This window comes from Stenotrophomonas maltophilia group sp. LNF247 (genome assembly GCF_054083135.1).
In genome coordinates, this window is the sequence record NZ_JBSRQL010000013.1 from 1 (window position 1) to 12268 (window position 12268).

Annotated in this window: 13 protein-coding genes; 4 read left to right on the forward strand and 9 right to left on the reverse strand. The window is 68.0% G+C overall.

Translation table 11 applies throughout. From position 1 onward, the window contains the following. Positions 1-382: 382 nt before the first annotated feature. The 4 genes from murU to ACTXG9_RS13425 all read right to left on the reverse strand — a co-directional run bounded on the left by murU (position 383) and on the right by ACTXG9_RS13425 (position 4012). A complete protein-coding gene (gene murU, locus ACTXG9_RS13410; RefSeq protein WP_111098211.1) occupies positions 383-1093 on the reverse strand; it encodes an N-acetylmuramate alpha-1-phosphate uridylyltransferase MurU in 711 nt (236 codons plus the stop codon). Beyond that, complete coding sequence (locus tag ACTXG9_RS13415) at positions 1090-2115, reverse strand: aminoglycoside phosphotransferase family protein (protein ID WP_456115810.1); 1026 nt, start codon at positions 2113-2115, stop codon at positions 1090-1092. Before ACTXG9_RS13415 ends, murU begins: the two co-directional genes overlap by 4 nt. A gap of 63 nt (positions 2116-2178) precedes the next feature. Further along, on the reverse strand, positions 2179-2448 hold the full coding sequence (locus ACTXG9_RS13420; RefSeq protein WP_019659430.1) for a GlsB/YeaQ/YmgE family stress response membrane protein: 270 nt from the start codon (positions 2446-2448) through the stop codon (positions 2179-2181). 70 nt (positions 2449-2518) lie between these two features. Further along, positions 2519-4012, reverse strand: coding sequence for a M20 family metallopeptidase (locus ACTXG9_RS13425; protein WP_021202579.1), 1494 nt, complete (start codon positions 4010-4012; stop codon positions 2519-2521). Between the two features lie 199 nt (positions 4013-4211). On the opposite strand from ACTXG9_RS13425, the gene ACTXG9_RS13430 reads away from it, so the two are divergent. The 4 genes from ACTXG9_RS13430 to ACTXG9_RS13445 all read left to right on the forward strand — a co-directional run bounded on the left by ACTXG9_RS13430 (position 4212) and on the right by ACTXG9_RS13445 (position 7358). After that, positions 4212-4538 (forward strand): ComEA family DNA-binding protein, encoded by a 327-nt coding sequence (locus ACTXG9_RS13430; protein WP_227844087.1) that lies wholly within the window; start codon positions 4212-4214, stop codon positions 4536-4538. 351 nt (positions 4539-4889) lie between these two features. Further along, the gene (locus ACTXG9_RS13435; protein WP_111104316.1) at positions 4890-5972 is read left to right on the forward strand and encodes a L,D-transpeptidase; all 1083 of its coding nucleotides are present in this window, start codon (positions 4890-4892) and stop codon (positions 5970-5972) included. Between the two features lie 17 nt (positions 5973-5989). Beyond that, entirely contained in the window at positions 5990-6715 is a 726-nt protein-coding gene (locus ACTXG9_RS13440) for a murein L,D-transpeptidase catalytic domain family protein (RefSeq protein WP_019659426.1), read from the forward strand. A gap of 34 nt (positions 6716-6749) precedes the next feature. Beyond that, positions 6750-7358, forward strand: coding sequence for a HutD/Ves family protein (locus ACTXG9_RS13445; RefSeq protein ID WP_021202577.1), 609 nt, complete (start codon positions 6750-6752; stop codon positions 7356-7358). A 213-nt stretch (positions 7359-7571) separates the two neighbouring features. On the opposite strand, the gene ACTXG9_RS13450 is transcribed toward ACTXG9_RS13445, so the two are convergent. The 5 genes from ACTXG9_RS13450 to ACTXG9_RS13470 form a co-directional block, all read right to left on the reverse strand. After that, positions 7572-9176 carry a sulfite reductase subunit alpha gene (locus ACTXG9_RS13450; RefSeq protein WP_456115811.1) on the reverse strand — a complete coding sequence of 535 codons (1605 nt, stop codon included), beginning with the start codon at positions 9174-9176 and terminating at the stop codon, positions 7572-7574. After that, entirely contained in the window at positions 9173-10144 is a 972-nt protein-coding gene (locus ACTXG9_RS13455; RefSeq protein WP_456115812.1) for an FAD:protein FMN transferase, read from the reverse strand. Before ACTXG9_RS13455 ends, ACTXG9_RS13450 begins: the two co-directional genes overlap by 4 nt. 54 nt (positions 10145-10198) lie before the next feature. Next, entirely contained in the window at positions 10199-11002 is an 804-nt protein-coding gene (locus ACTXG9_RS13460) for a DUF4198 domain-containing protein (RefSeq protein WP_021202574.1), read from the reverse strand. A 74-nt stretch (positions 11003-11076) separates the two neighbouring features. After that, positions 11077-11595, reverse strand: coding sequence for a DUF2271 domain-containing protein (locus tag ACTXG9_RS13465; protein ID WP_021202573.1), 519 nt, complete (start codon positions 11593-11595; stop codon positions 11077-11079). A 26-nt stretch (positions 11596-11621) separates the two neighbouring features. Further along, positions 11622-12260 carry a PepSY-associated TM helix domain-containing protein gene (locus tag ACTXG9_RS13470; RefSeq protein ID WP_021202572.1) on the reverse strand — a complete coding sequence of 213 codons (639 nt, stop codon included), beginning with the start codon at positions 12258-12260 and terminating at the stop codon, positions 11622-11624. Positions 12261-12268: the final 8 nt, after the last annotated feature.

Here is a 12268-nt window from a genome sequence, read left to right on the forward strand (position 1 = left end):
ATGCGGCTCACGCCCCCGCAACCGGACCCACCCCGCCTTCGACAGGTTCCCGCGATCTGCCGGGATTGCGTACTGCACTGCTGACTGCTGTTGGTGGGTGTCGACCTTGGTCGACACGTGTCTTGCTTGTGGTGGGTGACGACCGTTGGCCGTCACCAGAGCAAGCGCAGCGAAGCGACCCGCTCTTGCTTTTCTTTCTTTCTTCCGTGGCTGGACGCCCACGGAAACTGTCAGAGGCCGGTCGGCGTGGGCTGCGCAGGGGCGTGAGCCGCATGGATGCGGCGACCGAGCTTACATGGACGTACTTGCAGCGTCCCCTGCGCAGCCCACCCCGACCGGCCAAGCACGGCTTCTGCTTTCAATGAGTCCAGCCACGAGGGGCTCAGCCGTTCGCCGCCAACTCAGCATCCAGCGCGCGCAGGCGATCCACGGTACCCACATCGGTCCAACGCCCGCGATGGTGCTGCCCCGTCATCAACCCCTGCGCCATGAAATGCTTCTGCAGCGGCACCACCGAGAACTTCGGCGGCAGCCGCTCGCTGCCCGGCGCATCGCCGATCACCGCGCGCCAGTCGGCCACGATCGAAGGACGGTACACGCCGATGCCGGCATAGGTCAGGCAGGGACCTTCGCGGTCATGGTGCAGCACCCCCTGCGTATCGAGGCGGTAGTCACCGTCGGGGTGTTGCGCCGGATTGTCGACCAGCACCAGGTGTGCCTGGCCCTGCGGCTCGCGCGGCAGCGTGGCGAAATCGAAATCGGTCCAGATGTCGCCGTTCACCACCAGGAACGGGGCATCGCCCAGCACCGGCAATGCGTTGAGGATGCCGCCGCCGGTTTCCAGCGGGGTCGGCCCTTCGTGCAGGAAATGCAGGCGCACGCCCCATTGGCTGCCATCGCCCAGCGTTGCAGGGAACTGCTCGGCCAGCCACGCGGTGTTGACCACCACCTCGCGCACGCCGAGTGCGGCCAGGCGTTCCAGGTGCCAGACGATCAGCGGCTTGCCAGCCACATCCAGCAGCGGCTTGGGCGTGTGCAGGGTCAGCGGGCGCATGCGCTCGCCGAGGCCGGCGGCAAAGACCAGCGCCTTCATCGGGCCACGCGCATCGGTGCACCCAGCTTGGCCAGCGCCGGCTTGATGCGCTCGTCCAGCAGCTGCTGCAGCGGTGCCAGCTCGCGGTAGCGCGGCAGTACTTCATCCAGGTAGCCGATGAAGCGCGGCGCGTCGTCCAGGTAATGGCCCTTGTTGTCGCGGTAGCGCAGGCGGCAGAACAGGCCAAGGATCTTCACGTGGCGCTGGATACCCATCCAGTCGGCATCGCGCAGGAAGGTGGCGCGGTCGGGTACCGGCAGGCCGGCGTCGCGTGCGCGCTCGTGGTACTGCGCCAGCCACTCGTCCACGCGCTGCAGCGGCCAGCTCAGGAAGGCGTCCTTGAACAGGCTCACCGCATCGTAGGCGATCGGGCCACGCACCAGGTCCTGGAAATCCAGCACCGCGGGGCCGTCGTCGACCGGCATCAGGTTGCGCGGCATGTAGTCGCGGTGGGTCATCAGCTGGGCCTGGCCCAATGCGTTGTCCATCAACCGGCGGTGTACCAGCTGCAGCCCTTCGATCTCGCCGCAGTCCAGTTCCAGCTGCAGGTGGCGTTGCAGGAACCATTCGTCGAACAGGCCGGCATCGCGCTGCAGCAGCGCTTCGCCGAACTGGCCGAAGTCGGCCGGTACCGGAATCGCCTGCAGGCGCAGCAGCTGTTCGATCGAACGGCCGAACCATTCATCGGCGTTGCGCTCGTCGAGGATCCTGGCCAGGGTCGGGCCGCCGAGATCTTCCAGCAGCAGGAAGCCGGCTTCCAGGTCCTGCGCCAGCAATGCAGGTACGCGCAGGCCGTTGTCGTGCAGCAGGCCGCGCATGCGCAGCCACGGCCGCGGATCTTCCAGCCCCGGCGGAGCGTCCATCACGATGTGGCTGCCGCGCGTGCTGGTGGTACGCCAGTAGCTGCGCATGCCGGCATCCACCGAAGCGCGTTCGACTACCGCGTTGGCGTCATCGAGCTGGGTACGGGCCCACTGCAGGCGCTGCGCGCTGCGCTGGGGATCGGAGGCGGGTTCGGTCATGCGGGCATATCCGGGCGCGCCGGGCGCGCCAACGTCGGGAGCAGGGGGGAAGGAGGGACGGGGTCAGCGGCGGCCGCTGAACAGGCGCAGGACGGCCAGCACGGCCACCGCGCCCACTACCGCACCGAGGAAACCGGCCGGTTCGCCGGGAGCGTACCAGCCCATGTACTGGCCGAACCAACCGGCCACCAGCGCGCCAATGATGCCCAGCACGATGGTCAGCAGGCAGCCCATGCGGTTGTTGCCGGGCATGAAGAAGCGCCCGAGCAGGCCGACGACGAAGCCGACCAGCAGGATGTACAGCCAGCTGCTGCTGCCGAACAGACCATTCATGTGCATGTGTTCCGCTTTGGGTGGACGCAGCCTAGCAAGGCCAGGCTGCGTCCGTCACGGTGTGCCGTAATCAGCAGCAGCCGTGGTCGCCGTGGCGGGTGCCGCTGTCGGCAGCCACCGGCGAACCGCTGGTCTCGCCGCGCAGGCTGGCGGCATAGTGCTCGCTGATCACCTTGGACACGCAGGCGGTGACCTTCTTGCCCATCGGGATGTGCAGGAACTCGTTGGGGCCATGTGCATTGGAATGCGGGCCGAGCACGCCGGTGATCATGAACTGCGCGCCCGGGAACTTCTCGCCCAGCATGCCCATGAACGGGATCGAGCCGCCTTCGCCCATGTACATCGCCGGCTTGCCGAAGAAAGCCTGGCTGGCGTCGTCAATGGCCTGGGTCAGCCACGGCGCCATGGCCGGTGCGTTCCAGCCGGTGGAGGCCTTTTCCAGGTCCAGGGTGACCTGCGCGCCGTTCGGCGGGTCGCGCAGCAGCGCTTCCTTCAGCAGTTCCCCGCAGGTCTTGCCATCGGCAGTCGGCGGCAGGCGCAGCGAGAGCTTCACCGAGGTCTGTGGACGCAGCACGTTGCCGGCCGATTCCAGCGGCGGCATGCCACCGACGCCGGTGACCGACAGCGCCGGGCGCCAGGTGCGGTTGAGCACCAGCTCGGTCAGGTCCTCGTTCATGGGGCGCAGGCCGTCGACCATCGGGAACTTCTCGAAGATCTCGGTATCCACCACTTCGGCCGCGCGCTTGGCCTGTTCCAGGCGTTCGGCTGGGATTTCCACGTTCATGCCGTCGATCAGGATGCGGCCGGTGTCCTGGTCCTCGATGCGCGACAGCAGCTGGCGCAGCAGGCGGAAGCTGGACGGCACCACGCCGGAGGCATCGCCGGAATGCACGCCTTCGTTGAGCACCTTCACGGTGAAGTTGCCGCCGGTCAGGCCGCGCAGCGAGGTGGTGCACCACAGCTGGTCGTAGTTGGCGCAGCCCGAATCCAGGCAGACCACCAGCGACGGCTTGCCGATGCGGTCGGCCAGGTGGTCGACGTAGGCCGGCAGGTCGTAGCTGCCCGATTCTTCACAGGCTTCGATCAGCACCACGCAGCGGGCGTGCGGCAGGCCCTGGGCCTGCAGCGCCAGCACCGCGGCCAGCGAGCCGAAGATGGCGTAGCCGTCATCCGCACCGCCGCGGCCATACAGTTTGTCGCCGCGCAGGACCGGGGTCCACGGGCCGAGATCGTCGTCCCAGCCGGTCATTTCCGGCTGCTTGTCCAGATGGCCGTAGAGCAGGATGGTGTCGTCGCCGGTTTCCGGGCCGGAGGCCGGAATTTCCAGGAAGATCAGCGGGGTGCGGCCTTCCAGGCGCACCACTTCAACCTTCAGGCCGGGCAGCTGCTGGGCCCTGGCCCAGTTCTCCATCAGCGTGACCGCCTGTTCCATGTAGCCGTTCTGCACCCAATTGGCGTCGAACATCGGCGACTTGTTGGGAATGCGGATGTAGTCGACCAACTGCGGGACGATTTCACTGTCCCACTTGTCATTGACGAATTGGCCGAGCTTGGCGCTGTCCATCTGAAACTCCGGTTGCATGGGCTGATCCCGCCATTCTACGCCTGTGCCACGGGTAGGGTTTTTCCTACATCACGTCGGGTATTTGGCTGGCTTTTAGAAATCCAGGAAACCGATAGGCTGTGTGCATGTGGTGACGGACACTGTTCCTACCGACGGGATTGCCGGTCGGGACGTCCAGAATCACAAGGAGATACACGTCGTGCCTTGGAGTGTCGTGTTGAGGGCACTGGTGCTGGTCGTGTGGATCGCTGGGGCGCGTGCCGCCGAACCGATCGACATCAACCGCGCCGATGCCCAGGCGCTGCAGCAGGGATTGACGATGGTCGGAGCCGCCAAGGCCGAGGCGATCGTCGAGCACCGGCGCAGACACGGCCCGTTTCATCGCGTCGAGGACTTGGCGCAGGTGAAGGGGATAGGGAAAGCCATCGTCGAACGGAATCGACAGCGGATCACCGTAGGCAACAGGTTGTTGCCGGCGGATCCGGTACCCGGATCGGTACCGGTGCGAACCGTACCGAGGCGCTGACAGCAGGAATCGTCGGAACCGGCAGGACGCTGGTTCACCGGTCACGGACAGGACGCCCGTGACCACCGACCGCCGCAGGACGCGGCACCACTCACCAGGATGGTGGCATCACAGACCTGTGGAAGGGGCTGAGATACAAACAGGACAGACGCGGCCGCGTGCAGGATGCAACGCTACCCCCACAGCGCAGGATGCGAGGGGGCGGCAGCAGGCCGACAAGGACGTAACGATTGCCCGGTACGACACATGGCTGTGTCGCCGGGCAATTTCATTTCCGGCGCCTGGTTTTGCCGCGGCCACCACGGGCCGATGGTGTACGGTGGCCGCTCCGCATGGAAAGGACCCCGCTGGATGCTTGTGCACCGCCCCACCACCCTGATGCTCGCCTTGGCACTGACCCTGCCACTGCAGGCCCACGCCGCTGCGCCGACGCCGACAGCCACGCCCGCGGCCGCAGCCAGCACCGCTGAAGTGCGCGGACCGACCGACCTGAAACCGGGCGAATACCTGTGGCATCCGGAAATCTCGCCGACCGGCCCGATCGTGCTGGTGGTCAGCCTCGATGAGCAGCGCGCCTATGTCTACCGCAACGGTATCGCCATCGGCCTGACCACGATCAGCTCGGGCAAGGCCGGGCACGAGACGCCGACCGGCGTGTTCACCATCCTGCAGAAGGACAAGGACCACAGGTCCAACCTCTACAACAGCGCGCCGATGCCGTATATGCAGCGGCTGACCTGGGACGGTATCGCTCTGCATGGCGGCAGCCTGCCCGGGCATCCCGCCTCGCACGGCTGCGTGCGCCTGCCGCAGGCCTTCGCGCAGAAGCTGTTCAGCGAAACCCAGCGTGGCGATACCGTGGTCGTGGCCGACGCCAAGAGCTCGCCGATGACCCTGGCCTATCCGTCGGTGCTGGCACCCGTGAATGCGCGTGGGCAGGCCCTGCCGGAGGCAGAGGGCGGAGCGCCGGCGCAGGCGTGGTGGAACGACAGCGTGGCCCCGGCCGGGCAGGTCGGCATCCTGGTCAGCCTGCACGACCAGCGCCTGTACGTGCTGCGCGATGGCGTGATGATCGGCGAGTCGCCGTTGAAGGCGGACGCGCTGCCGGCCTTCCAGGGGACCACGCTGTTCGTGATGGGGCAGGGTTACAGCGACACCCCCAGCCCGCTGGACGTGAACCAGCGCCTGCACCAGTGGACGGCCTACCCGTTGCTGGGCCAGGACCGCGCCCAGGCCACGCCGGACCTGCTGGCCACGCCCTCGCTGCCGATGGCGCTGCCGGCCGATTTCGCCCGCCAGCTGTACCAGGTGCTGGTGCCGGGCACGACCCTGCTGGTGACCTCGCTGCCGGCGGTCCGCCCAAGCCCGGCTGAATCCGGAATGCAGCCGGTCTTGGAATCCGAGCCGCCAGGGTCCACCCTCAAGGGCAACTGAGTCCCCTCGTTGTGCCCATGACTGCATCCCGCCTGTGCCGGCTGGCCGCGTTCGGCCTGCTGGCGACCTCGGCCAGCGCCCCGGCGCTGGCACAGACGCCCGCCCTCGCCACCTCTGCCGATGATCTGGCTGCCCTGCTGTCGCGCAGTGCGCCCAAGGCCGACCGCCACGTGTTGCAGCTGGCGGCGCGCGCCATGCGCTGCGCGCTGCAGCGGCCGGAGCTGGGCATCAACGGTGATCGGCTCAGCGTGATCGATTACTCGCGCCCGTCCACCGAGCCGCGCCTGTGGGTGTTCGACCTGGCCCACCAGCGCCTGCTGTTCGAGGAATGGGTGGCGCATGGCCGCAACAGCGGCGAGAACCGCACCGAGCACTTCTCCAACCGCGACGGCAGTTTCATGTCCAGCCTCGGCGCGTTCACCGCGCAGGAGACCTACATGGGCGGCAACGGCTATTCGCTGCGCCTGGCCGGCCTGGAACCGGGCTTCAATGACCGTGCGCGCGATCGCGCGATCGTCATCCATGGTGCGCCGTATGTGAACCCGGCCACCGCGCAGCTGCAGGGGCGGCTGGGACGCAGCCTGGGTTGCCCGGCGGTGCGGCTGTCGGTGGCCAAGCCGCTGATCGATGCGTTGCGTGGTGGCACGATGGTGTTTGCTTACTACCCCGACCAGGACTGGTTGAAGCACTCGCAGCTGCTGGCCGGCGGGTGCGGTGGCCAGGGCACGCTCGCCACGCGGTGATGCACGACGGCGCGCGGCATGATGCAATGCGCCGATGAACATCGACTCCCTGCTGCACACTCCGAGCCAGTTGATCTCCCGCCTGGACTACCGCCGCGAACGTTGGCGCAACGGCCTGGGCTGGACCCGCGAGATCCTGCGCCTGCCCGCGCAGGGGGATGACTGGGCGCTGCGCCTGTCGGTGGCCGAAATCGAACAGGACGCCGCGTTCTCCGCCTTCCCCGGCGTGGAGCGAGAACTGGTGCTGCTGCAGGGCAATGGCGTGCGCCTGCATTTCGAGGATGGCCGCGTGGCCCAGGTGCTGCCGCCGCACGGGCGCGTGCGCTTTGCGGGAGAGGAAAGGCTGCACGGCGAACTGGTGGATGGCACCACCCACGATTTCAACCTGATGTGGAAACGCGATCTGCTGCAGGCCGAACTGCTGCATCGGCCGCTGGTGGGCGCGATGTTCTTCTTCTGCGAACCGGGCGTGGCCTGGGCGTTGCATCTGCTGTCCGGTCAGGCGGAGTTCGGTGCCGACAGCGGCCTGCCCGCGCTACGGGCCGGCGATACCGCGTGGTTGGCGGCCGGCGAACGTCAGCGGCACGCGTTGCAGGGCGGTGGCGAGTTGTTGGCGATACGGGTCAGTGCGGCGGCGGGATGATGCCTGGGCGCCGGTGGCTCAATCCACGCATGGCGTGGATCTACTGGGGTGTAGTTGCCATGCCTGGACACGCCGCGCAGTAGATCCACGCCATGCGTGGATACGGCCGCCAATGCTGCGTCATGGTGCGAACCAAGGTTCGCACCCACCAGAAGGCGGTTCGCAGGCGTCGGTGCGTTCAGTAGATCCACGCCATGCGTGGATGCGGCAACCTCAATACACATCGCGCCGGTAACGACCGGCCAGCAACAGCGCTTCCTTGCCCGCAACACCCAGCACCTGTTCGATCACCGCATCCACCGCCGGGGCCATGCCCTGCAGGCTGCCGCAGACCAGGATCGTGGCGCCCTCATCCACCCACCGGCGCAGTGTTGCCGCTTCGGCCAGCAACCGGTCCTGCACGTAGCGATGCGCACCGCCATCGCGGCTGAACACTGCATCCAGCCGCGCCAGCGTGCCGTCGGCCAGCATCGCCTGCAGTTCTTCACCGAAGTGGAAGTCGTGCGTGGCGGTGCGCTCACCGAACAGCAGCCAGGTGCGGCGGGCGCCACTGCGCACGCGTTCGTGCAGGTGTGCGCGCAGGCCGGCGATGCCAGTGCCGTTGCCGATCAGCAGCAGCGGTACCTCGGCGGCGACGCCGTGGAAATTGTCGTTGCGGCGCAGGCGCAGCTGCACCGGCTCGCCAATGGCCGCGTGGTCGCACAGCCAGCCACTGCCGATGCCGGGTGTTCCGTCGGCGCGCAGCTGTCGGCGCAGCAGCAGCTCGACCGCACCGTCGGCCATCACCGAGGCGATCGAGTACTCGCGATGGGGCAGCGGTTGCAGGGTCGCCAGCAATGCGGGCAGATCACCCGGGGGAACCAATGAGGGCAGGTGCGAGCGCGCGACGCGTGCCAGCAACGTCTGCCCGTCATCCAGCACGGTATCCGCATCGAAGCGTTGTGCGTCCAGCCAGGCACGCACGGTGTGCGGTGCGTGCTGCGGGCCGATCTCGGCGATGTCACCGGCCTGCCACTGTGCATCTGCATCGGCCGGGGGCTGCAGGCGCAACCAATACACGGGGCCGCCGGGGCTGCCCGGGTTCAGATGCTCACGTTGCAGCAGCGTCCACGGCTGGTACTCGGCCGGGCTCCAGTCGGGCAGTTCGCTGGCGCCGCCGCCGAGCTGGCCCAGCAACTGCTGCCAATGGCGCAGCGCGGCCGGATCGGCGTTGTCGACGTCGATCGCATCGAACAGCGGATGCGCACCGTGCTGGCGCAGCCACTGGTCGAGCTGGTGGCCGAATCCGCAGAAGTGGCCGTAACTGCGGTCGCCCAGTGCGAGCACGCCGTACTGCAGGTGCTGCAGCGCAGGCGGTGAGGTCATCACGCCGCGCAGGAACGGCAGCGCATGATCGGGTGGGTCGCCTTCGCCAGTGGTGCTGGCGATGAACAATGCACGCTGGCTGTCGGCCAGCAGCGTGGCGTCGACCTCATGCAGGCCGCGCACACGCACCGGCACGCCGGCACCGCGCAATGCCTCGGCACTGCGTTCGGCCAGTTCGCGGGCAAAACCGGTCTGGCTGGACCAGACCATCAGGATCGGTGCGACGTCGCCAGAGGCAGCATCGTCGCGCGGTCGCCCACGCCACCACAGTGCAGCGCAGGCCAGCGCATACAGCGCGGTGGCGATGATCGCAATCTGCGTTTGCCGTGCCGGCGGCGCGCCCTGCCACCAGGCTTCGCCGAGATGCAGTCGCAGCAGCGCCCAGGCGATCAGCGCCAGCAGGAGCAGGGCCAGTGCGTTGCCGAGCCACGCGCGCGATGGACGTGCGCTCATGCGTCCTGCTCGTCGAGCAGGCGCTGGAAGGCGCTGCTGAGAAATTCCCGCGGGCCGGCGGCTGCACGCTGCAGGTAGCGTGCAGCCAGGCCTTCGCGTTCGGCCAGCGCCATGCCCTGTTCGTGGCCGAGCACGGTCAGTGCGGTGGCCCAGGCATCGGCGTGCATGGCGTCGTCCGCCACCACGGTGACCGCTGCGGCGACCTGGCGCACCGGTCTGCCAGAGCGCGGGTCCAGGCTGTGACTGTAAGCCTCGCCATCGGCCTGGTACTGGTGCCAGCGATCACCGGAGGTGGCCACCGCCTTGTCCTCCAGTGCCAGCACCCGCGGTGGTGTTTCGGTGTGCGCGTCTTCTTCCGGTGCGGACTCCACCAGCACGCGCCACGGCTGGCCGTCCGGTTTTCGGCCGTAGCCGGCCAGTTCGCCACCGACCTCGATCAGTGCAGCAGCGATGCCCTGATCGCGCAGCCAGGCGGCCACGTGATCGACGCCGAACCCCTTGGCGATCGCCGACAGATCCAGTTCCAGTCCGCCCGGTTGCAGCAGCGCATCGCTGCGCCATTGCAGGCGCTGCCAACCGCAGCGCTCGCGCGTGGCCTGCACGGTGGCGGCATCGGGTTGGCGGCGTTCGCCGGCATGTGCACCGAAACCCCACAGTGCCACCAACGGGCCGACGGTGGGATCGAATGCACCATCGCTGGCGGCGGCGATGGCCTGTGCGCAGGCCAGCACCTGGCGGGTCTCAGCCGGCAGCGCGCACCATTGGCCCGCGTTGGCGCGGTTGTAGCGGCTCAGGTCCGAGCCGGGCTCCCAGGTGCTCATCTGCGCGACCACCTCGTCCAGCCGCGCCTGGATGCCGGCATGCAGCGGGTGCAGGTCGCGCTGGCGCGGCGCGACCAGCGACACGCTCCAGGTGGTGCCCATGGTAGTGCCACCGAGGCGGGCGATGTCGAGCAGGGGATCGGTCATGGTGGTGTGCTGCAGATGCGATGCCGGGGCTGCCCGGCATCGCGGTCCACGTCATTACTGCGGCAGCACTTCCAGCGTGGCCACGTAGCTCAGGCGGCGCTTGGCGGCCTGCTTCACCGAGGTCTTGTTGTCCTCGGTGCCGGTCTCCAGCCAGTACATGCCGGCTTCCGGCCAGGTCACCTTGATCTCGCCCTTGGCATCGCTGGTGACCTTCAGTTCGTCCTGTGCGTTGCGGTAGCGGGTGGCACCACGCACGATCTCGAATTCCAGGCCGGCGGCCGGCTTGCCGTCGACCAGCACGCGGAAGGTGGCTTCCTCGCCGGCGAACAGATCGTTCGGGTGGCCGACCGCGACCAGCTCGATGCCGCGGTTGGTCGGCTTCAGCGCGGTGTCGTTCGGCGCGCCGTTGGTGACGAAGGTCTCCACGCGGCCGACCGACTGGCTCACTTCCAGCTTCTTCGCATCCTTCGGCAGTTCACCGAAAGTGGCAACGCTGCCACGCCAGCGCTTGCGCTCGCCGTTCTGCTCGTAGGTGGCGAACAGGCCGTCATTGACCGACGCGATGCGGTAGGTGCCGGGCTGCTTCAGTTCGATGTCGAACACGCTGCGGTACTTGCCGGTCGCTGCGTTCTGCGGCTGCACGGTGCTGCCGTCCGGCGCGGTGATCACCACCGATTCCAGGCGCAGCGGCACGTGGTTGAAGTAGAACAGGTCGTTGGAGACCGCACCGTCGACGGTGATCCACGGTGCGTTGCCGGCGATCACGGTCTGCGAGGGCAGCAGCCAGGCCTTGTGGGCCAGGGCGGAGAAGGGAAGGGCAGCGGCCAGGGCGGCGGCGAGGACGAGCGTGCGCTTCATGCGGAGGACTCCAGTGGATGCGGGGTGATGCGGCAAGGAGAAGGGGATTACGACTTGATCCCCTCCGTCCCCTCTCAGGGTTTGACGGACAGGGTGACCTGGCCCAGTTCGGTGGCGCCCTGCGCCTTGCCGTTCTGCGCGGCGGTGGCCGGCCAGGTAAAGGGGATCTTCAGCAGTTCACGGCCGCCGACTTCGCGCACCGCCTCGACCACCAGGGTGTAGTTGCCGGGGGCCAGCTGCTTCAGTGCCGGCTGCTTGTCGTTGAACGACAGCGCGTGCTTGCCGGCCGGGCGGGTCGGGCCGGTCACGCCGTCCACCGGCACCTGCAGGGTGCGGCCGCTCTTGCGCCACCACTGGCGCAGGTCGGGCAGCCACTTGGTGCCGTGGCCTTCGCTGTTGCTGGTCTGCTGGTACCAGACCGACAGATTGGCCGCGACCTTCTGGTCGGCGCCTTCCAGCCACACTGCCACGTACGGGCGGTGGTACTCGGCCACGTTGAGCTTGGGCACTTCGACGTTGATGTCGAGGGTGGTGGCATAGGCCGGCGAGGTGGCCAGCAGGCCGCTGAGGGCGATGGTCAGGGTGACGCGCATGGGGCGGCTCCGGAAACGAAGGAAAGTCAGTGGATCAGCAGCAGGGCGATCAGCAGCGGGATCATCAGACCGAGGCCGACCAGCGGCCAGGTCATGCGCCGCTGCCGCGCATGCAGGTGCAGCAGGAACAGGCCGGTGATGCAGAACACCAGGCAGGCCACGGCGAACAGGTCCAGGAACCAGCCCCACGCCGGGCCCGCGTTGCGGCCCTTGTGCAGGTCGTTGAGGTAGGACACCGCGCCGCGCGAGGTCGATTCGTATTCCACCGCGCCGGTCTCGCGGTCGATGCTCAGCCAGGCGTCGCCACCGGGGCGCGGCAGCGACAGGTAGATCTCCTCGGTCGACCACTCGGCCGGGCGGCCGCCAATGGCGATGCCCAGCTGCGTGTCCAGCCATTGCCGGGCCGGGCGCGGAATCGGTGCGTTGCCGTCCTCGCGCGTGCCCAGTTGGCCCAGCAGTTCGGCCGGCAGCTTCAGATGCTGGTTCTGCACCTCGGGCTTGGCCTCGATCTTCGCTGCATGGTTGAGGGTCAGGCCAGTCACCGCGAACAGCAGCATGCCGATCAGGCACACCGCCGAGCTGATCCAGTGCCACTGGTGCAGCGTCCGCAGCCAGAAGCCACGGTTCTGTTGCTGCTGCACGGTGGAAGAGGCAGGACGGCTCACGGCACGGT

Bases quoted from the DNA above. Each gene is read 5' to 3' on its own strand.
- ACTXG9_RS13420 (WP_019659430.1), bottom strand. From the start codon at position 2,448: ATGAATGGTCTGTTCGGCAGCAGCAGCTGGCTGTACATCCTGCTGGTC.
- ACTXG9_RS13460 (WP_021202574.1), bottom strand. From the start codon at position 11,002: ATGAAGCGCACGCTCGTCCTCGCCGCCGCCCTGGCCGCTGCCCTTCCC.
- ACTXG9_RS13455 (WP_456115812.1), bottom strand. From the start codon at position 10,144: ATGACCGATCCCCTGCTCGACATCGCCCGCCTCGGTGGCACTACCATG.
- ACTXG9_RS13445 (WP_021202577.1), top strand. From the start codon at position 6,750: ATGAACATCGACTCCCTGCTGCACACTCCGAGCCAGTTGATCTCCCGC.
- ACTXG9_RS13465 (WP_021202573.1), bottom strand. From the start codon at position 11,595: ATGCGCGTCACCCTGACCATCGCCCTCAGCGGCCTGCTGGCCACCTCG.
- murU (WP_111098211.1), bottom strand. From the start codon at position 1,093: ATGAAGGCGCTGGTCTTTGCCGCCGGCCTCGGCGAGCGCATGCGCCCG.
- ACTXG9_RS13450 (WP_456115811.1), bottom strand. From the start codon at position 9,176: ATGAGCGCACGTCCATCGCGCGCGTGGCTCGGCAACGCACTGGCCCTG.
- ACTXG9_RS13415 (WP_456115810.1), bottom strand. From the start codon at position 2,115: ATGACCGAACCCGCCTCCGATCCCCAGCGCAGCGCGCAGCGCCTGCAG.
- ACTXG9_RS13440 (WP_019659426.1), top strand. From the start codon at position 5,990: ATGACTGCATCCCGCCTGTGCCGGCTGGCCGCGTTCGGCCTGCTGGCG.
- ACTXG9_RS13425 (WP_021202579.1), bottom strand. From the start codon at position 4,012: ATGGACAGCGCCAAGCTCGGCCAATTCGTCAATGACAAGTGGGACAGT.
- ACTXG9_RS13435 (WP_111104316.1), top strand. From the start codon at position 4,890: ATGCTTGTGCACCGCCCCACCACCCTGATGCTCGCCTTGGCACTGACC.